Here is an 18,051-nt window from a genome sequence, read left to right as displayed (position 1 = left end):
TTAAAATGAAAGATGAAGTGTAGGATCGGCCGCTTTCTTTTAACCAAGCTGAACGTTCGGTTCGGGAGGGATGGACGATGCAGCCGGATTGGGTGAGACAGAGGGAGCCGGAAAAAAGGGTGAAGCGGGAATCTCCCTGGAAACATGTATTTTCCTTCGTTTGGATGATCCTGTTTACGGCGATCGCCTTCTGGATTATCGGGGAGAATAAACTTAGTCTGGAACAGACTTTCTGGATCATCCTGATTTTGGCCATCCTGCAAGTGATCCTGCAACTTTTCACCTTTATGCATCTGGCGCAAAGAGGCTATGGCATCGTAATTCTCTTTTTCGCTCTCGGTCTGTTGATCGCCGTGATTTCAGCGGTGGGAATCATCTTGATGTAATAAAGAAGGCAAAAGGTGGCGATACTGGCAGCCACCTTTTTTGAATGGGTTTCATTTTTCCTTTGCTGCCAGCTCTGTTGAGGGCGGCTTTTTTTTCGTCAAGGCCAGTCCGGCGATCAGGATCACCCCGATGAATGTAAACAGGCTGAAAAAGCGGTACACGGAAAAAATGCCAAAGGCGTCCAAAATCATGCCGCCGATAAGGACGAAAAACCAGTTCCCCAAACCGGACGTCATCGCGGCGTTGAGAGAAACGGCGGTTGTTCTCACTTCGGGGGGCGCAACCGACTGGATGTAAATCAAAGAGGCAGGGAAAAAAATGCCGATCGTCAGCCCCTGTGTCAGGGTGAGAATGATCACCCAGGCCAGCGGCAAGTCAAACGAATAGAAAAACCAGCGAATCGCGCCGATGACACCGGCACAAATCGCCATCAGATGAGGGCCGTGTTTTTCAATCCATTTGCCCGAGGTATTCCAAATCGGGATTTCGCTGCCCGCCCCCAGCAAAAAACAAAAGCCGACCCCGGCCACTGTTCCCCCGATTGCCTGGTAATACAGGCCGAAGTAGGAGTTGTGGGCCAGGAGTGGTCCCATGACGCAAAAACTGGCGGTCAGGAAAATAAGAAAGCGGGGCATTCGCATCAGTTTGACCAGCCCTTTGCCCACTTCGGCCCGCCGGAATTCCCCTTCACGCGGCATGAACCAGGCGAAGATGGCGCTGATCCACAGACTGAAGGCAAAAGCGAAAAAGATGACCTTCAGGCCGAACATTTCCGCCAACGTACCGCTGACCCAGGCGGCAAAAGCGAAGCCGGCTGCACCCCACAGGCGGAATCGCCCGTAATTCAGCCCGTTTTTCGACGTGTAGTTCAGGGTCAGACTGTCGGTAAGCGGGTTGATTGCCGCCTGAAACACGGCCAGCAGGATCGCGGCGGCAAAAATGAGAAAGTATCGGTCGAAAAAGAGAAACAAAAGTCCGAGCAGACCGGTAACGATAATGGAGAGCATGAGCAACTGGCGGGGTTTGCGCGTATAATCGCTTAAAAACCCCCACAAGGGCTGGGTGAACAACATGACAATCGGGCCGATGGAGAGGATCAGCCCGGTTTGGGTTCCGGATAGTTGAATTTCCTCTTTCAGGTACACGCCGAATAAAGTGGAGAATGCACCGAGGGCGAAATAAGCCAGAAAATAAACCAGGGTTATGGATAAAAGAGTGCGTCTTTTTGTTACAGAATTCATGGGTAGTCCTCTCTTTGTCTGATTTGGCAAAAAGTGTTTTTTTATATGGATGTGGAAAAATATATAGTGCATGATCCAACCATCTGTCGGCAGGCAGGTTGCCATGGCAGGGGAGCGAGCTGTGCCGGGGAATTCGGATCCGCAGCCGGCGAAAAAGGCGGTCAACGCCATCAGACGAAAAATTCCCTTCGGTCTCCCTGCAGATCATGAAATGAACATGCCTGATATTTCATCGAGAAAGGATAAGTAGGATGCAGTTGACAACAGCCCAGCCGGAACAACTGGAAGAAATTGTGCACATGTTTGAAGATGTAAAAAAAGTGATGGCGAAGAACAACATATACCAATGGAATCAGGATTACCCCAACCGCGACATTATAAGTGAAGATCTGAGACAAGGTCACTTGTACCTGATGCAAAAAGACGGAAAAGTGGCCGCCGCCGTGACGCTTGACCGGTTTATTCCGCCGGAGTATGACGAAATATCATGGCGCGACCGGTCGGGCCAATATCTCGCTGTTCACCGTTTATGCGTCAACCCGGTTTTTCAGGGGCAGGGGATTGCCAAAAAGCTGGTTCAGGAGATTGAAAACTTTGCCCGTGAAAAGGGGTATACAAGTATTCGCCTCGATACGAAAACAACCAATCAGCGGGCGATGAACCTTTATGAATCTCAAGGTTATGAGAAAAGAGGGGAGTTTTATTTTCCCGATTTTGATCGCCCTTTTGTCGCCTATGAAAAAGTGCTTCACTGAACACAAACGAGCAGCAACCGTGGGACATCCGGTTGCTGTTTTTCTGTGAAAGTGTCGCAGGGCGGGCTGCGGGCAGCACCTCTTCGTTCCCCGCGAGTTTAACGGCCGGTTGAAATGGACGCAAGCCTCCGTTTTCATGATTCATTCTAACATGTTTTATTTTGTGACTCTAAGGATTTTTATAGGTCTTTTTAAAAAACAGTTATTCATTTTCAATTTTATCTGATTGCAAGCAAGTGGCATCTGTCTCCGCCGGGAGGCAAATGCATCAAACGGAGGGGGGATCACGCGGATGGGATTTTTGACCGAAGAGAGTTCCATTTGCGCCCGGAGATTGGGGATGAGGCGGCAAGAGTCCGGGGTCAACTTCTCCCTCCGATAGGATGCAACTTCACACGCCGGAATAAATCTAACTAATATAAAGGATTTTTTGTATATAAGTGAGAAAAAGATAGTGAAGACCAAAGGAAAAAGCAACTGAAGTATTATCTCCCGGACCGTCTGCATACATAAGAGTAGAATCAGGGATTTTTTGGCATGTTCGTGCAAAAAGGGGCTATTTGCCCCCGGTTTCAATGAGATAAACCAAGTTTTTCAGTTGCTTTTTTATTTTCACCCGTGCCGACATCAGCATCATCGATGCGACCGCCCGCGACAGCAGGCTTCGGGATGTGATCATGCGTTTGTAATGCAGGCGGCAGCTTTGGGGGGTCAGGGGTTCTAGACGGAAAATCTCTTCATATGGAAGGCGGGAATCGTTGATGCGCACCCCATAGATATTGGGAGAGTAAAATTCGATCACTTCCCCTTCCAGCTCCAGCAGTTGATGATCTTGCCGGAACTGTCTTTTAAATTGGCTTCCCACGGGGTTTTCGGGGTCAAACGGTGTTAACCAAACGGTATCGATCAGTCCGCTTATCCACTTCTTTTGTTTATCGGTATCGTAAATCCAGGAAAATGCTTGATCAATCGAAACGCCTATATCCAACTGTTGAGTGAGGATCATTTTTCCCCTCCGCTTATGTAGTAGTTGAGAAAAGTGAGATTGGTTTTCATCGACTGTTTAATTATCTTATAACACATTTTCACGCGAATGTGTCGCCTGCTTGCCCGACAAAAAACGATCATGTTTTGTCGGAAAAAACCGGAGATGAGGCTTGGCGGACGGGGATGGGGCATCAACGCCATCGGGAATGTCGCTGTAGGGTGTCCCAATCCTTGCCGGCAACAAACTTTTACAGAAAAAGACCGGTGACCGGGTTGCAGGAGGTTATGAGGTGGAGCGTCTTCTGTTTATCGACTTTGAATTTACCATGCCGGAGAAGACGGAAAAAGAGAGGACTCACTTCCCGGAAATCATTGAAGCGGGTGTGGTGCTGGTGGAAGACGGAAAGATTATCCGCCAGTATCGTTCGTTTGTCAAACCGGAAATCAATCCGACCCTGACCGAGAGGTGCAAGCGATTTCTGCAGATTTGCCAGGAAGATGTGGATCAGGGAATTACCTTTCGGGAACTGATTCAAACCCTTCATTCTTTTTATCGGTTGGGTTCAACGGTTGTTGTGACGTGGGGAAACATGGATATGGTCGTCTTGCGCAAATCCTGCCGGTATTGGAATATTCCTTTTCCATTTGAAGGGCGGGAAAGAGATTTGTCGATTGAATACATGCGCTTTTACGGCGAGCGGAATCAGACCGGATTGACCAAGGCGCTTGAGCAATACGGCAAAAAGGAGAAACGAAAACACCATCGCGCTTTGGAGGACGCGCTCATGACGTTTGAGATCTTTCAGTATCTGCAGCGGGATAAACAGTACTTGTACAATAAAGCGAAAAATCGCATCGGGGATTTTGTCGATTTAACCCGCGTCAGGGCTTAAGCGGCGGGAGCCTGTCGCTGATCAGCGCTTGCCTGTCTCCCACCACCGCATCGCTTTTTGCTCCAATTCCTTGATCAAGTCGTTTTTCCCGGAAATGTAATGCTCGATGGAAGCAGGATATTGCTTTGCCAGATTGATTTTCAACTCGGCATAGCGCCTTGCTTCATCGGGATGGGCGCGCAAGTAGTCACGGAAGGCGAGATGCCGCGTGATCTCGGGATTGCCCCGGGCAAAGATGTGAACGTGATGGGTGTGTACCTGCTCGCTTCCCTTAAAAAAGTAGCGTCTGCCCGGAATTCCGTATTCCCCCATCGGCACATATCCGATTGCCTTCATGTTTCCGGTCAGTTTATCGATTTTTTCAATGTCGTTGACAACGGGGATCAGGTCGATAATCGGTTTGGCGGCCAGACCGGGGACCGCGGTGCTGCCGATGTGATGGATGCAGACTGCTTCCGGACCCAGCGCTTCTTTGATTTTTTTCGCTTCGGCGGCAAATTGCTCCGGCCAGCGAGGATTGTAGGGCGTGACGATCACTTTCCGCATGGCTTTCCCCCATTTACCTTAATTACCCAAGTTCATTATAAGTCAAATTTTCCTCTTGATTTGCAGGAAATGGGCAGATCGATAAAAAAATAATAGTCAATATTATCGTTTTCATTTGCCTTTATTCAGGTGAAAAGAAAATTGACGGTGCGGGGGAGGTTTCGCGGTTGGCTCAAAACAAAAAGGTACTGGTCGTGGATGATCAATATGGCATCCGTTTGCTGTTGAAGGAAGTTTTCTCCAAGGATGATCTTGAGTTTTTTCAGGCGGCCAACGGCAAGCAGGCACTTGAAATCATACAATTGGAAAAGCCCGATCTCATATTATTGGATATGAAGATGCCAGGGATGGATGGTCTGGAACTGTTGCGACGGATCCGGCAGTTTGGAAATAAAGCGAAAGTGATCATGATGACCGCTTACGGTGAACTGGACATGGTGGCCGAGGCCAGCCGGCTGGGGGCGGTTACCCATTTTACAAAGCCTTTTGACATTGAAGAACTGCGAATGGAAGTGATTCGGCAACTGGCATCTTAAGAATCGGCAAAGGAGTGGCGAGATGATTGAAGCGAAAATTCGACTGCGCATGAGCCAGACCGATGCGCACTACGGGGGGAATTTGGTTGACGGGGCGCGGGTCATGTCCTTGTTCGGCGATGTCGCAACCGAGATCCTGATTCGGCACGACGGGGATGAAGGTTTGTTTGTCGCTTACGACCTGGTGGAGTTTCTCGCGCCTGTTCATGCCGGCGATTTCATTGAGGCGATTGGCCGTTTGGAAAGGGTGGGAAATACCAGCCGCAAGATTGCTTTTGAGGCATATAAAGTGATTGAGGCCGGGGTTGACCCTGATCGCCCCTACCGGGCTCAGGTGTTGGAGCAGCCCCTTTTGGTCGCTCGTGCTTCGGGCACCTGTGTAGTACCAAAAGGCAGATAGGCTGACTTTTTTGTGTTCGGAGGGGAAAGAGATGTCAAAATTGATGATCACGGCAGCGTTGGTCGGAGCGGAAGTGACGCGCGACGATACTCCGTACCTGCCCATCACCCCGGAAGAGATCGGCCAGGCCGCATTGGAGGCGCGGGAAGCGGGGGCGGCAATCGCCCATATTCATGTGCGGGATGAAAACGGGGCGCCATCGCAATCCAAGGAGCTCTATCGCCGGGCGATCGAAGAGATCGAAAAGCGGACTGACATTATTATCCAGGTTTCAACCGGCGGCGCCGTGGGAATGACAGCCGAAGAGAGAATGCAACCGCTGACTTTGCGTCCGGAGATGGCCACATTGACCACGGGAACGGTTAATTTTGGGCAGGATGTGTTTATGAATACGCCGGAACAGTTGCTCGCTTTTGCCGAAGAGTTTGAACGTTACGGGGTCCGTGCTGAATTTGAAATCTTCGATGTGGGAATGATAGCTAACGCGATGCATTTGGTCAACAAGGGTTTTTTCACTGGGCATCTTCATTTTGATTTCGTCATGGGTGTGCCGGGAGCGATTCCCGCTACGGCGGAGAATTTGCTGCATCTGGTGCACCAGCTGCCGGAGGGGGCAACATGGACGGTGGCAGGGATCGGCCGGCATCAGTTGCCGATGGCGACCCTCGGTATTGTCTTGGGCGGTCATGTTCGCGTTGGCTTGGAAGACAACATTTATTATAAAAAAGGGGAATTGGCAACCAATGCGCAATTGGTGAAGCGGGTGGCACGTATTGCCAAGGAACTGGGGCGTGAGATCGCATCACCGGATGAAGCAAGGCAAATTTTGCATTTAACGAAAAGTAAATTTTATTAATGATCGAGATGATTTCTACCCAATTCCAATATCTAGTGCTATAATGACAAAATGATAAAATACAGGTTTAAAAAGGAGGCTTACATATGCCACTCGTATCAATGAATGCTTTTTTGCCCCAAGCGAAAAAAGAGGGTTTTGCCGTAGGGCAATTCAATATGAATAACCTTGAGTTCGTTCAAGCGATCGCCGCTGCAGCCGCAGAAGAGCGCTCACCCTTTATCTTTGGTGCAAGTGAAGGTGCAATCCGCTATATGGGTTTGGACAATGTCGTCGCCCTTGCCAAAGTAGCCGCCAAAGAATCCGGTGTTCCCGTCGCCCTTCACCTTGACCACGGAAGCAGCTTTGATGTCGTGATGAAGTGTATCCGCGCAGGTTTCTCCTCTGTTATGTTTGATGGTTCCCATTATCCTTTTGAAGAAAATATTCGCCTGACCAAAAAAGTCGTTGAAGCAGCCCATGCTGTCGGCGTCTCTGTCGAAGCCGAACTCGGAACGATCGGCGGGGTGGAAGATGATCTCGAAGTAGCCGAAGAAGATGCTCATCTGGCTAATCCGGAAGAGGCCATCCGCTTCTGGGAAGAAACACGCGTCGATGCCCTGGCGATAGCGGTTGGAACGGCGCACGGGATGTACAAAGGGGAACCGAAAATCCGCTATGACATCATTGAAAAAGTGGCGAGCAGCATCGAGGCGCCGATCGTGCTTCACGGCGGTTCCGGCGTTCCGGACGAATCGATTAAAAAGGCGATTGCCGCCGGCGTAGGCAAGATCAATGTAAACACCGAGAACCAAGTGGCGATGGTGAAAGTCGTCCGTGAACTGTTGGATCAAAATCCGAATATGATTGATCCGCGCAAATATCTGGGTCCTGCCCGTGAAGCGATGAAAGAAGTTGTCAAAGGCAAAATGCGCCTGTTTGGCAGCTCGGGCAGGGCATAAGCTTTTAATTTGGTCGCGGAACGATTTACTGGACCATCCGGGCCTGTGATCGACTTATCAGAGTTTGGAGGAATGGATGATGAAATTTTTCTTGGATACCGCGATTGTTGACGAGATCCGCGAAGTGAATGAATGGGGCCTTTTGGCGGGCGTGACCACGAACCCAAGTTTGGTTGCCAAATCAGGGCGCGTCTTTGAAGAAGTCCTCAAGGAAATTCTCGGCATTGTTGACGGCCCGGTAAGCGCCGAGGTGATCAGCCGCGAGGCGCGAGGCATGATTGAAGAGGGAGAACGCTTGGCTCAGTTGTCGGAAAATGTGACGATTAAAATTCCGATGACGACCGAAGGGTTAAAAGCGGTTCACCACTTTGCCAAAAAAGGAATCAAAACCAATGTAACCTTGATCTTTTCCGCGAACCAGGCGCTAATGGCTGCCAGGGCCGGGGCTACTTTTGTCAGCCCGTTTGTCGGGCGCCTGGATGATATCGGACAGGACGGGTTGGAACTGATTCAGGACGTTGCAGAGATCTTTGGAATCCATGGCATTGACACGGAGATCATTGCCGCCAGCATCCGCCACCCGATGCATGTGACACAAGCCGCCCTGAGCGGAGCACACATTGCAACCGTCCCGTTTAAAGTGATTGAGCAAATCGTGCATCATCCGTTGACCGACCAAGGAATTGAAAAATTTGAAGCCGATTGGAAAAAAGCGACGAAAGCGTAACTTTTTTTAACTGGCGGCAGGCGATCAATCCTGTCGCCAGTTTTCCCCTTCCTTTTTTTCCAACATGGCCTTTTATTTTTATACGGGATCCTTCTGATGAAAAGGATTTCCGGCGTCAGAGGCGAAATAACCTTGACGGGGGATGTTTTCGCCCGACCGAATCCTCTCGCTTTTCCCCACACCCGTAATTACTGCCGCCACTTGCCAAATTGTCCCGGCCGATCCGCTTTCATCATGCCACTTTTCCCTGTGCCGTTCCCGCACCGGTTAAATAGGATGTAACATAATCATAAATATGTTACTCTATTTTTGGTAATGTGATACCATGAAGCGAAAGTATAAAAGGCTACGGGAGGTAGGTTAAAGTGGAAAGAAGCTTGACGATGGAAATCGTTCGCGTGACAGAAGCGGCGGCGATTGCTTCGGCTCGCTGGATGGGATTTGGCAAAAAAGACGAGGCGGACAGTGCCGCAACGGAAGCGATGCGTACCGTTTTTGACACAATTCCGATGCGTGGAACCGTGGTGATCGGAGAAGGCGAAATGGATGAGGCGCCGATGCTTTATATCGGGGAACGGTTGGGGCTGGGTTATTTGCCGGAGGTGGACGTGGCCGTTGATCCGCTTGAAGGAACCAATATCGTGGCCAAAGGTTTGTGGAACGCGATTTCTGTGGTTGCCGTAGCCAATCGCGGCTGTCTGCTTCATGCTCCCGATATGTACATGGATAAAATCGCGGTTGGACCCAAAGCGGTGGGCAAGGTGGACATTGACGCCCCGGTGGAGGATAATTTGAAGGCGGTTGCTAAAGCGTCAGGAAAAGATATCGAGGATCTGGTCGCGGTTGTGCTGGATCGTCCCCGCCATGCAAAATTGATTGAGGAGATTCGCAAAGCAGGGGCAAGGATAAAACTGATTCCTGACGGGGATGTGGCTGCAGCGATCCATACGGCTTTCCCCGACACGGGCGTTGATATTTTGTTTGGTTCCGGCGGTGCACCGGAAGGAGTTTTGGCCGCGGTGGCGCTGAAATGCCTGGGAGGAGAAATCCAGGGACGCCTGCTTCCGGAAGATGAGGAGCAGTTCAACCGGTGCGTCAGCATGGGATTGAAAGATCCGAATAAAGTATTGCGCATGGAGGATCTTGTCAAGGGAGATGACGCGATTTTTGCGGCCACGGGAGTGACCGACGGGGAACTCTTGAAAGGGGTTCGCTATCAGGGGAATCTGGCAAAAACCCATTCTGTCGTCATGCGGGCCAAAACGGGAACGGTTCGGTTTATGGAAGGAACACACCGTCTTGAGAAAAAACCGAATCTTATTCTATAATTGAGCCCTCCCCCTGTTTTGGGAGGGGACTATTTTACAAGAATCGAGTGGTGATGCAATCCATGGAGGAGCTCACGCTGAGCGAGCTGGAAAACCGCCGGTTGGTTGATTTGTACAAACTGGCGAAAGAATATCAGATTCCTTATTACTCGCAGATGAAAAAGAAAGAACTGATTTTTGCCATTTTAAAAGCAAAAGCCGAACGCGACGGCCTGATGTTTATGGAAGGCGTTCTCGATGTTCTGCCGGAAGGCTACGGTTTTTTGCGCCCGATTAACTTTCTCCCTTCCTCAGAGGATATCTACATCTCTGCCTCGCAGATTCGCCGTTTCGATTTGCGGACCGGTGACCTGGTCTCCGGTAAAGTAAGGCCGCCCAAAGAAAATGAGCGCTACTTCGGATTGCTCCACGTGGAAGCTGTAAATGGGGAAGATCCCAACGTAGCGGCGGAACGGCTTCATTTTGCAGCACTCACACCGCTTTATCCGCAAGAGCGCCTCATCTTGGAAACGACTCCGGAACGGATTTCCACCCGGATGATGGATTTGATCGCCCCGGTCGGATTGGGGCAGCGCGGCTTGATTGTAGCCCAGCCAAAAGCGGGGAAAACGATGCTTTTAAAGGAAATTGCCAACAGCATCACGGAGAATTATCCCCAAATCGAACTGTTTGTGCTTCTGATCGATGAACGTCCCGAAGAAGTGACCGACATGCAGCGGTCAGTCGATGCGGAAGTGGTCAGTTCCACTTTTGATGAATTGCCGGAAAATCACATTAAGGTGGCGGAACTGGTGCTGGAACGGGCGCAAAGGCTGGTGGAGCACAAAAAAGATGTCGTGATCCTGCTCGACAGTATCACCCGTTTGGCTCGTGCTTACAACCTGGTCATCCCTCCGAGCGGACGCACCTTATCCGGCGGGATTGATCCGGCGGCTCTTCACCGTCCAAAACGCTTTTTCGGTGCTGCCCGCAATGTGGAAGAAGGCGGAAGCTTGACCATTTTGGCCACGGCTTTGGTGGATACGGGATCGCGCATGGACGATGTGATCTACGAGGAGTTTAAAGGAACGGGAAATCTGGAATTGCATCTTGACCGGAAACTGGCCGAACGCAGAGTTTTTCCGGCGATCGACATTCGCCGTTCCGGTACCCGCCGCGAAGAGCTTCTGCTTAGCAAAGGCGAATTGGAAAAGCTTTGGCAACTGCGCAAATCGATCAACGATTCTCCTGAATATGCGGAAGCGCTGATCAAAAAACTCAAAAAAACAAAAACGAATGAAGAGTTTCTCGCTTCGCTGGAACCGAAATCTCTCCGACCGACCACATCTGTTTCCTGAACTGTCATATCACTCAATTTTCCCGCATAAGGATGATACCGGGTTGATTACCCAAATTTCATCTTTATGAGGTGCTGACATGTCTTCCAAACGTGCCTTGTTGGCTTCTTCCCTCGCCATCTCCACAACCGCTTCCTGGGTGGTGGGAAACGATCAGCATCCGGCTTTTGCTGAGGATCACTTGGCTGGAATGGATGCGGACCCCGACCAGGAACATATTGCGCAAGAAGCAGTCATTCAGTATTTAAACCCGATTTCGCAAGTAGCGGAGGGGAACCTGGCCGCCACAGTGGAGACAAAACCACTCACATACCAAGTGAAAAATGGGGATACCTTGTCCTCGATCGGCCGTTTTTTCGGAATGCCCTATGAGGATCTGGCCCGATTTAACCGCTTGGAAAATCCCGACTTTCTGGAAGAGGGGCAACAGCTGAATATTCCGCTGGTTCGCAAATGGGTGCGTCTGAAGTTTGGCGATACGGCAGAGCGGTTGGCCCGGGAGTACAAAACGACGAAAGAGCTGCTTCTCCATCTCAATCCCGATTTGGATAAAGCGACGTATGCAGGTCAATTGGTGGCTGTGCCGCAAAAGGTGGAGATTCCCAAACAATCGTCTCCGGTCCCTGTGGAGAAAGAGAACCGGAAAAACCAAATGAAACTGGTGAAAGGCTCGGTTGTTCCCTTTCAGGGGTCTTATGTGTTCCGGTGGCCGATCACCGGGCAAATCACCAGCAATTTTGGCTGGCGCCATGGCCGGATGCACAAAGGGATAGATATTTGGAATGCGGCCAAGTCACAGACGGAAATCCATGCAGCGCTCGGAGGAACCGTCGTTCGCGCAGGTTACGCCGGTACTTACGGAAATCTGGTTGTCATCGATCACGGAGGTGGTTGGGTCACCTACTATGCGCATTTAAGCCGTATTATGGTGAGCAAGGGGGAAAAGGTCTCCACCGGGCAACAACTCGGATACATGGGGCAGACCGGAAGAGCGACGGGTTATCATCTTCATTTTGAAGTTCGCAAAAATGGCAAGGCTATCAATCCACTCCTTGTTTTGAAATAATCGATTGATTATTCCATATTGATTATCCCGAAAAATTATTAACCGATTCTGATCCGGATCCCGGCAGGCAGACGCCCGTCGCCTCCCGGCTGGGATGGCTGGGATGTCCGCTTTTGCCGTGGATCAGGCGTATTTTCCTGTTTAGCCGGACAAGGTGGCGGCTTTTGCCATGGGCGGCCACCTTGCGATGCTCTGTTAAACATGCTATAATACTCCAGTGATTCGAATAGATCGATTTTGTTTTTTACAGGCCAGGAAAAGAGGTGAGAATCATGAAAGCAGGAATTCATCCGGCATACAAATTGGTTACTGTCACCTGTGCGTGTGGAAATACATTTGAAACCGGATCGACCGTGGAAAACTTGCGCGTGGACATCTGTTCCGAATGCCATCCGTTCTACACCGGCAAACAAAAAACAGTGAATGCGGGCGGTCGTGTCGATCGTTTCAAAAAGAAATACAACCTCAAATAAGCAGTTTGACACTGAAGAGTCTCCAGGCAAGCGACCGTATTGGCCTTGCCTTTTATTTTTATCGTGAATTGTTATCTTTTGGCGCTAAATGTAAAAAGTACTCATACTTTCTTCTTTGCTCTGTGATAAAATAGTTACGGTTTGGATTGTCGGGATCGCATCCAGTTTCTGAAACGCTGGGTGCTTTTTTTACGGGTAAAACTGCATAGGGAGGAACATCAATGACAGACAGAATTATTGGCAGGGAGCGGGAAGGCTGGATTGAAGTGATTTGCGGGGGAATGTTTTCCGGGAAGAGCGAAGAGCTGATTCGCCGCATCCGCCGTGCCAAAATCGCCCGGTTAAACGTACAGGCGTTTAAGCCGGCCATTGATGACCGTTACCATAGCGACGCGATTGCTTCTCACAATGGTCTGATCGCCGATGCGCGGCCGGTGTCCAAAGCGGAAGAGATTCTCTCATGCCTTGCGGAGAATACCGATGTCGTCGCGATTGACGAAGTGCAGTTCTTTGATGATGCCATTGTGGAAATCTGCCAACAATTGGCTGATCGCGGAATCAGGGTGATTCTGGCCGGACTGGACCAGGATTTTCGCGGAAAGCCGTTTGGACCGACGCCTGTGTTGCTTGCTGTTGCCGAATATGTGACCAAATTGCAGGCGATTTGCGTAAAATGCGGAGCTCCTGCCAGCCGTACACAACGTTTGATCGACGGCCTTCCGGCTGCAGATGACGAGCCGGTCATCCAGGTGGGGGCGCTGGAGCAATATGAGGCGCGATGCCGCCATTGCCATGAGTTGATTTCCCATCAATAAACGGAGTGGACCGCCTTACATAAAAAATCTCAACCGGGCCTGAAGAAAGCCAGTGCGGTTGAGATTTTTTTCTGTGGAAGTGCAGCAGGCCCGGGCAGCCGGGCGCATCCTTGCCCCCTGCGTTTCCAATCGTCACTGAGGGGGGAAGCTTTTTCTTCTGAATTCACTTTAAGCTGAGGATGCCCAGGCTGATATTGTACGTGGCATGAATGATCATGCAGACGGTTGTATTGTAGCGGTAACGCACCAGGCTCAGGACGAGAGCCAATAGGAAAACAACCAGAGTTGCCGCGCTGATGCCGTAATTGGCATGAACCAGTGCGAATAGGAAGCTGGTATAAACGAGGCCGAACCGCGGCAAGAGGGCGCCGCGGAAGATGATCTCTTCCCCCAAGGCGGCTGCCAGTCCGAGTGTCAGAATCCCGGGAATGGACGTAAACAGCGGTCCGAGCAACTTATTGGTCAAATCCTCCACGTGGGGATCACCCATCCATCCCTGTGTATAAGCGAGGTTTTCCACCAGATTGGAGATTACCATCATCACCAGCCCGATCGCCAGTCCAATCAACAATTCCCGGGTCGTGATCTTTTTCAGGCCAAGCCGGTCCAGCGTTTGGCTGAGCGTGCGCCGGCTGAGCCAGCCCACCCCGATCAATCCCAGAAAGGCGAGCAGGATATCCTGAGACCAGAGCATGGCGAGAACACCGGAAGACGACTGCGGCTGGCTGGTCTTGCTGAGTGTGTCCAGCCCGACTCCCAATGTGACGATCATTTGCATGAATACGAGCATGCTCATGGACAGGGAAAAGGAATGGATGCGATTATCGGCATCGATTGGAAGGAGCCGGGAGACCCAGCGGCGCATTACAGGGATAAAAATCAATAAGCCGAGGAGGGACGGCAGCCAAAGGCCCAGTCCGATCAGTTGCATTTTCCGGATCAGGTCGCCAGACGGGACTTGGCTCAGCAGTTCTAAATAGGAGTCCCCGCGCAAATGGATCATCAAACCGATCAAAAAGCTGGCAGCATAGCCAAATCCGATGAGGAGATAGCCGATCAGCGCGATTTCCCGGCCTGATTTCGGCTGGAGCGGGGTTCGTTTCTTCTCTGAGAGATTGATCACATAAAACAGAGCGATAATGGGGCCGAAAGTATAAAGGTTGTTCAGCACATTATTGATTACCTCAGTCATATGATGGCTCCTTATGCTGGGAAATGTCGAGTTTTTCTTCCATCATAACATTATTATAAGGAGAATACCTCCCTTTCTTCCAAAGAACTTCAATCTTGTGGTAAAATCAAATGACGTGAGCAAAACGTTCGGAGGAAAGGACTTTCCCTTCAAATAAATTGTCAGCCGAAGCCGGAAGAAGAACTCCGGCAGCGAAAAATGGGAGTGAGCAAAAGTGTTAGATCGTTTGGAGGCGATTCACAAACGGTATGAAGAGCTGAGTCAGTTGCTCTGCGATCCCGAAGTGATCGGCGATGCCAAAAAGCTGCGGGAATATTCCAAGGAGCAGGCCGGATTGGAAGAGCAAAATCAGGCTTATCTGGAGTATAAGCAAGTGGTGGAACAACTGGAAGACGCCAAAACGATGCTGGAAGAAAAACTGGACGATGAAATGCGCGACCTGGTAAAAATGGAGATTGAGGAGCTTTCCGAGCGCAAGGAAGCATTGGAAGAGCGCATTCGCATCCTTCTTTTGCCCAAAGACCCCAATGATGAAAAGAACGTCATTGTGGAGATTCGCGGCGCGGCCGGAGGGGATGAGGCGGCTTTGTTCGCGGCCGATTTGTACCGCATGTATACGCGTTATGCCGAGCGGCAGGGCTGGAAAGTGGAAGTGCTGGAAGCCAGTTCAACCGGCCTTGGCGGGTTCAAGGAAGTGGTTTTCTCCATTCAGGGGCGCGGTGCATACAGCCGGCTGAAGTATGAAAGCGGGGCCCATCGCGTGCAGAGGGTGCCGGAAACCGAGTCGGGTGGAAGGATTCATACCTCGACGGCGACCGTAGCTGTCCTGCCGGAAGCGGAGGAAGTGGAAGTGGAGATCAATGAAAAAGATCTCCGCATCGACACTTTTTGCTCCAGCGGACCGGGCGGACAGAGTGTGAACACGACAAAATCCGCCGTTCGGGTTACGCATATTCCGACCGGAATCGTGGTATCCTGTCAAGATGAAAAATCGCAAAACAGCAACAAAGAGAAAGCGTTGCGGGTGTTGCGTGCACGCTTGTTTGACCTCAAGCAAAAAGAGGAGATGGAAAAGCTGGCGAGCGCACGCAAATCTGCGGTGGGTACCGGTGACCGCAGTGAGCGGATTCGTACGTATAACTTCCCGCAAAGCCGGGTGACCGATCACCGCATCGGTCTGACGCTTCATAAGCTGGATCTGGTTCTGGATGGGGATCTGCAAGAAATTATCGATGCATTGATTCTTCACGAACAGACAGCACTCCTGGAAAAGGCGGGAGTCGATTAAACATCCGGCCTTGTGAAGGGAAAGGGGCAAAAAACTGATGGGCATGAATGTTCGGGAAGCCTTCCAGCGGGCTTCCTCTTTTTTGCGGGGAGCGGGGGTTGAGTCCCCGGAGTTTGAAGCGGAACTCCTTTTGCGGCGTTTTCTTGGAGTGGATCGTGCCCGTTTCTTTCTGCTTTTCCGCGACCCGTGGCAAGAGGAGTGGACCGCTCCGTTCCAAAATTGGCTGAACCGGCGGGCTGCCGGAGAGCCGCTGCAATATATCATCGGGGATCAAGAGTTTTACGGGCGGCTGTTTCAGGTAAATCCCTCGGTTTTAATCCCCAGGCCCGAGACGGAAGGATTGGTGGAAACTGTACTGGAAGAGGCGGAGCGTTTCTTGGGGAAGCGGGCTCTGCATGTCGTCGATGTGGGAACGGGGAGCGGGGCGATCGCCATCACCCTGGCCTTGGAAAAGCCGGAATGGCAGGTGACAGCCATTGATCTTTCATCGGAGGCGTTGGCCACTGCCAAAGACAATGCGCACCGCCATGGGGTTAAGGAGAAAATCACGTGGATTCACGGCAGTTACTTGACTCCCCTGCTTCCTGATCTGCCGACGATTGACGTTCTCGTTTCCAATCCGCCGTACATTCCTTCCGCCGTGATCCCCGCTTTGGAAAAACAGGTGCAGGCGTTTGAGCCGCGCCTTGCCCTGGATGGCGGTGAGGATGGATTGGAGCCTTACCGCGTTCTTACGGAGCAATTTGGAAAGTGGAGCGGCAAGCGGTTGGTTTGTTTTGAGATCGGCGCGGATCAGGGCGGCGAAGTGGCCGGATTGGTGAAAAAGATTTCCGGAGCCGAGCGGGTGGAAATAAGACAAGACTTGGCCGGCCGGGATCGGGTGGTAATCGGATTCATCAGCGGCTAAGTGAATTTTTTGAAAAAATGAGATTAAATTGTGCCCTCCTTGTCCATACTTTGGATAGGAACAAGGAGGGCATGAACGATGCGAAAATGGACTCATATTTTCATGTTATTTTCAGCGGTTTTTGCCTGGGTTTTTGCCTATGTGGCTGAAGGGTCCGGCCAGTTGGAATGGAACAGCCGGCCGGAAGCGGGAGCCGTTTCGCCTTCGGCTCCGGAAATCCCAAAACAAGCGATTCGCCTGCGGATTTTGGCCAACAGCGACAGCGTCGGTGACCAATGGTTAAAACGCCGGGTGCGCGATGCGATTGTGCGGGAGATCGGGACGTGGGCGCTGAAACCGAAAAACATCGAAGAAGCGCGCCGGGCGATTCGTGAGCGTTTGCCGCTCTTGCGCCGGATTGCCGAACAGACGGTGCATCATTACGGTTATTCCTATCCGGTAAAAGTCGACTTTGGCCAGGTTCCCTTCCCGACGAAATTGTACGGAAACAAAATTTATCCGGCCGGAAATTATGAAGCATTGCGGATTACCATCGGAAAAGGGCTGGGGAGCAACTGGTGGTGCGTCCTGTTTCCGCCGCTCTGTTTTATCGACATGTCCAACGGGGATGCGATCGACGGCAAGGAAACCACACAAACGCTGTCTGCCTCTGCCGCACAGGATGTTTATGTGGAAATGAACGGGCAGGCGCGGGAAAAGTCATCGGCTGAAGGAAAATTGCAGGTTCGTTTTTTGCTGCTGGATCAGCTGGCCAAATGGTGGCATTGGTGAGCGGGGGATGAACAGCCGGCGGTTCTAGAAATCCGCTTCCTGTCATACCGCTATAGTAGGACAAGCGGAACAGGAGGAAACGGATATGTTTGTGATTCGCCGGGCGGGAGAACACGATCTTTTTCGCATTCGCCGGTTGATTAAAGATGCGGGGTTGAATGATAAGGGGATTGAAAGTAATCTGCTCCATTTTTTTGTCGTGGAAACGGCAAGTGATCAGGGAGAGTCCCCGCAGATGGTGGGCGTTGTCGGCATGGAAGTGCATGGTTCGATCGGGTTGCTTCGGTCGTTTGTGCTGGAGAGGGCTTCCTGGATTGGCAAAGTGGGGATCAAGATGATGGAGATTTTGCTCGCTTACGCGAAAAAGCTGGGATTGACGCACGTTTATCTGCTGGCCGGGGCTTCCACTTCTTTTTTCTCCGAACTCGGCTTTGTCGAAGTCGCGTTTGCCGACCTGCCCGAGGTGCTGAAGGAATCCGAACATTTTGAGCGCTCGCTTTATAAAGGGACGCCGATGGTTTATACCCGGTTTTCCGGGGATCAGTCGTAAACCGGCTCCGGCTCGGCGACCGGATTGTGGTATGATAGTTGAACAACAGAACGGG

At 51.1% G+C, this 18,051-nt stretch carries 22 protein-coding genes; 17 read left to right on the top strand and 5 right to left on the bottom strand.

Annotated features, from left to right (window positions below; genetic code table 11):
- The first annotated feature begins 77 nt into the window (after positions 1–77).
- A complete protein-coding gene (locus I8U18_RS08290; RefSeq protein ID WP_198055558.1) occupies positions 78–386 on the top strand; it encodes a cytochrome C oxidase subunit IV family protein in 309 nt (102 codons plus the stop codon).
- A gap of 51 nt (positions 387–437) precedes the next feature.
- Here the strand turns inward: I8U18_RS08290 and I8U18_RS08285 are convergent, their stop codons facing one another.
- Positions 438–1,628 carry an MFS transporter gene (locus tag I8U18_RS08285; RefSeq protein ID WP_052154092.1) on the bottom strand — a complete coding sequence of 397 codons (1,191 nt, stop codon included), beginning with the start codon at positions 1,626–1,628 and terminating at the stop codon, positions 438–440.
- Between the two features lie 251 nt (positions 1,629–1,879).
- On the opposite strand from I8U18_RS08285, the gene I8U18_RS08280 reads away from it, so the two are divergent.
- Positions 1,880–2,383, top strand: coding sequence for a GNAT family N-acetyltransferase (locus I8U18_RS08280; RefSeq protein WP_033100427.1), 504 nt, complete (start codon positions 1,880–1,882; stop codon positions 2,381–2,383).
- A 556-nt stretch (positions 2,384–2,939) separates the two neighbouring features.
- Here the strand turns inward: I8U18_RS08280 and I8U18_RS08275 are convergent.
- Complete coding sequence (locus tag I8U18_RS08275) at positions 2,940–3,389, bottom strand: SRPBCC family protein (protein ID WP_033100426.1); 450 nt, start codon at positions 3,387–3,389, stop codon at positions 2,940–2,942.
- Between the two features lie 271 nt (positions 3,390–3,660).
- Between I8U18_RS08275 and kapD the strand changes: the two genes are divergently transcribed.
- Positions 3,661–4,263: a 3'-5' exonuclease KapD gene (gene kapD / locus I8U18_RS08270; protein ID WP_033100425.1), complete on the top strand. Its 603-nt coding sequence runs from the start codon at positions 3,661–3,663 to the stop codon at positions 4,261–4,263.
- A 21-nt stretch (positions 4,264–4,284) separates the two neighbouring features.
- Here the strand turns inward: kapD and I8U18_RS08265 are convergent, their stop codons facing one another.
- Positions 4,285–4,809, bottom strand: coding sequence for a GrpB family protein (locus tag I8U18_RS08265; protein ID WP_198059377.1), 525 nt, complete (start codon positions 4,807–4,809; stop codon positions 4,285–4,287).
- A 167-nt stretch (positions 4,810–4,976) separates the two neighbouring features.
- Here I8U18_RS08265 and I8U18_RS08260 point away from each other — a divergent pair, with 167 nt between their 5' ends.
- From I8U18_RS08260 to I8U18_RS08225, 8 genes are all read left to right on the top strand, one after another.
- On the top strand, positions 4,977–5,345 hold the full coding sequence (locus I8U18_RS08260) for a response regulator (RefSeq protein WP_198064679.1): 369 nt from the start codon (positions 4,977–4,979) through the stop codon (positions 5,343–5,345).
- A 22-nt stretch (positions 5,346–5,367) separates the two neighbouring features.
- Positions 5,368–5,745 (top strand): 3-aminobutyryl-CoA ammonia lyase, encoded by a 378-nt coding sequence (gene kal, locus I8U18_RS08255; protein WP_198059378.1) that lies wholly within the window; start codon positions 5,368–5,370, stop codon positions 5,743–5,745.
- Positions 5,746–5,776: 31 nt separating this feature from the next.
- The gene (kce, locus tag I8U18_RS08250; protein ID WP_033100422.1) at positions 5,777–6,601 is read left to right on the top strand and encodes a 3-keto-5-aminohexanoate cleavage enzyme; all 825 of its coding nucleotides are present in this window, start codon (positions 5,777–5,779) and stop codon (positions 6,599–6,601) included.
- Positions 6,602–6,687: 86 nt separating this feature from the next.
- On the top strand, positions 6,688–7,542 hold the full coding sequence (gene fba, locus I8U18_RS08245) for a class II fructose-1,6-bisphosphate aldolase (RefSeq protein WP_033100421.1): 855 nt from the start codon (positions 6,688–6,690) through the stop codon (positions 7,540–7,542).
- Positions 7,543–7,621: 79 nt separating this feature from the next.
- Entirely contained in the window at positions 7,622–8,269 is a 648-nt protein-coding gene (gene fsa, locus I8U18_RS08240; RefSeq protein WP_198064678.1) for a fructose-6-phosphate aldolase, read from the top strand.
- 365 nt (positions 8,270–8,634) lie between these two features.
- Complete coding sequence (glpX, locus tag I8U18_RS08235) at positions 8,635–9,597, top strand: class II fructose-bisphosphatase (protein WP_033100419.1); 963 nt, start codon at positions 8,635–8,637, stop codon at positions 9,595–9,597.
- A 62-nt stretch (positions 9,598–9,659) separates the two neighbouring features.
- The gene (gene rho, locus I8U18_RS08230) at positions 9,660–10,934 is read left to right on the top strand and encodes a transcription termination factor Rho (RefSeq protein WP_033100554.1); all 1,275 of its coding nucleotides are present in this window, start codon (positions 9,660–9,662) and stop codon (positions 10,932–10,934) included.
- A 79-nt stretch (positions 10,935–11,013) separates the two neighbouring features.
- Entirely contained in the window at positions 11,014–12,000 is a 987-nt protein-coding gene (locus I8U18_RS08225; RefSeq protein WP_052154091.1) for a M23 family metallopeptidase, read from the top strand.
- Between the two features lie 38 nt (positions 12,001–12,038).
- Here the strand turns inward: I8U18_RS08225 and I8U18_RS08220 are convergent, their stop codons facing one another.
- A complete protein-coding gene (locus tag I8U18_RS08220; RefSeq protein WP_160173826.1) occupies positions 12,039–12,203 on the bottom strand; it encodes a hypothetical protein in 165 nt (54 codons plus the stop codon).
- 69 nt (positions 12,204–12,272) lie between these two features.
- Between I8U18_RS08220 and rpmE the strand changes: the two genes are divergently transcribed.
- On the top strand, positions 12,273–12,473 hold the full coding sequence (rpmE, locus tag I8U18_RS08215; protein ID WP_033100418.1) for a 50S ribosomal protein L31: 201 nt from the start codon (positions 12,273–12,275) through the stop codon (positions 12,471–12,473).
- Positions 12,474–12,694: 221 nt separating this feature from the next.
- A complete protein-coding gene (locus I8U18_RS08210) occupies positions 12,695–13,288 on the top strand; it encodes a thymidine kinase (protein WP_033100417.1) in 594 nt (197 codons plus the stop codon).
- Between the two features lie 163 nt (positions 13,289–13,451).
- On the opposite strand, the gene I8U18_RS08205 is transcribed toward I8U18_RS08210, so the two are convergent.
- Entirely contained in the window at positions 13,452–14,480 is a 1,029-nt protein-coding gene (locus I8U18_RS08205) for a CPBP family intramembrane glutamic endopeptidase (RefSeq protein WP_198064677.1), read from the bottom strand.
- Positions 14,481–14,694: 214 nt separating this feature from the next.
- Here I8U18_RS08205 and prfA point away from each other — a divergent pair, with 214 nt between their 5' ends.
- The 4 genes from prfA (at position 14,695) to I8U18_RS08185 (ending at position 17,996) form a co-directional block, all read left to right on the top strand.
- Entirely contained in the window at positions 14,695–15,768 is a 1,074-nt protein-coding gene (gene prfA / locus I8U18_RS08200) for a peptide chain release factor 1 (RefSeq protein ID WP_198055551.1), read from the top strand.
- A 37-nt stretch (positions 15,769–15,805) separates the two neighbouring features.
- Entirely contained in the window at positions 15,806–16,675 is an 870-nt protein-coding gene (gene prmC, locus I8U18_RS08195) for a peptide chain release factor N(5)-glutamine methyltransferase (RefSeq protein WP_033100414.1), read from the top strand.
- Positions 16,676–16,753: 78 nt separating this feature from the next.
- A complete protein-coding gene (spoIIR, locus tag I8U18_RS08190; RefSeq protein WP_232331031.1) occupies positions 16,754–17,446 on the top strand; it encodes a stage II sporulation protein R in 693 nt (230 codons plus the stop codon).
- Positions 17,447–17,531: 85 nt separating this feature from the next.
- Positions 17,532–17,996 (top strand): GNAT family N-acetyltransferase, encoded by a 465-nt coding sequence (locus tag I8U18_RS08185; protein ID WP_033100413.1) that lies wholly within the window; start codon positions 17,532–17,534, stop codon positions 17,994–17,996.
- The last annotated feature ends 55 nt before the right edge of the window (positions 17,997–18,051 follow it).

Source organism: Thermoactinomyces sp. CICC 10522, from assembly GCF_016055075.1.
Taxonomy (GTDB): Bacteria; Bacillota; Bacilli; order Thermoactinomycetales; family Thermoactinomycetaceae; genus Thermoactinomyces_A; species Thermoactinomyces_A daqus.
This window is presented reverse-complemented; position numbering and strand designations above follow the sequence as displayed.

Excerpts from the sequence above, each read along its gene's own strand:
- I8U18_RS08290 (WP_198055558.1), top strand. The coding sequence starts at position 78 with ATGCAGCCGGATTGGGTGAGACAGAGGGAGCCGGAAAAAAGGGTGAAG.
- I8U18_RS08285 (WP_052154092.1), bottom strand. The coding sequence starts at position 1,628 with ATGAATTCTGTAACAAAAAGACGCACTCTTTTATCCATAACCCTGGTT.
- I8U18_RS08280 (WP_033100427.1), top strand. The coding sequence starts at position 1,880 with ATGCAGTTGACAACAGCCCAGCCGGAACAACTGGAAGAAATTGTGCAC.
- I8U18_RS08275 (WP_033100426.1), bottom strand. The coding sequence starts at position 3,389 with ATGATCCTCACTCAACAGTTGGATATAGGCGTTTCGATTGATCAAGCA.
- I8U18_RS08265 (WP_198059377.1), bottom strand. The coding sequence starts at position 4,809 with ATGCGGAAAGTGATCGTCACGCCCTACAATCCTCGCTGGCCGGAGCAA.
- kal (WP_198059378.1), top strand. The coding sequence starts at position 5,368 with ATGATTGAAGCGAAAATTCGACTGCGCATGAGCCAGACCGATGCGCAC.
- kce (WP_033100422.1), top strand. The coding sequence starts at position 5,777 with ATGTCAAAATTGATGATCACGGCAGCGTTGGTCGGAGCGGAAGTGACG.
- fba (WP_033100421.1), top strand. The coding sequence starts at position 6,688 with ATGCCACTCGTATCAATGAATGCTTTTTTGCCCCAAGCGAAAAAAGAG.
- fsa (WP_198064678.1), top strand. The coding sequence starts at position 7,622 with ATGAAATTTTTCTTGGATACCGCGATTGTTGACGAGATCCGCGAAGTG.
- rho (WP_033100554.1), top strand. The coding sequence starts at position 9,660 with ATGGAGGAGCTCACGCTGAGCGAGCTGGAAAACCGCCGGTTGGTTGAT.
- I8U18_RS08225 (WP_052154091.1), top strand. The coding sequence starts at position 11,014 with ATGTCTTCCAAACGTGCCTTGTTGGCTTCTTCCCTCGCCATCTCCACA.
- I8U18_RS08220 (WP_160173826.1), bottom strand. The coding sequence starts at position 12,203 with ATGTTTAACAGAGCATCGCAAGGTGGCCGCCCATGGCAAAAGCCGCCA.
- rpmE (WP_033100418.1), top strand. The coding sequence starts at position 12,273 with ATGAAAGCAGGAATTCATCCGGCATACAAATTGGTTACTGTCACCTGT.
- I8U18_RS08210 (WP_033100417.1), top strand. The coding sequence starts at position 12,695 with ATGACAGACAGAATTATTGGCAGGGAGCGGGAAGGCTGGATTGAAGTG.
- I8U18_RS08205 (WP_198064677.1), bottom strand. The coding sequence starts at position 14,480 with ATGACTGAGGTAATCAATAATGTGCTGAACAACCTTTATACTTTCGGC.
- prmC (WP_033100414.1), top strand. The coding sequence starts at position 15,806 with ATGGGCATGAATGTTCGGGAAGCCTTCCAGCGGGCTTCCTCTTTTTTG.
- spoIIR (WP_232331031.1), top strand. The coding sequence starts at position 16,754 with ATGCGAAAATGGACTCATATTTTCATGTTATTTTCAGCGGTTTTTGCC.
- I8U18_RS08185 (WP_033100413.1), top strand. The coding sequence starts at position 17,532 with ATGTTTGTGATTCGCCGGGCGGGAGAACACGATCTTTTTCGCATTCGC.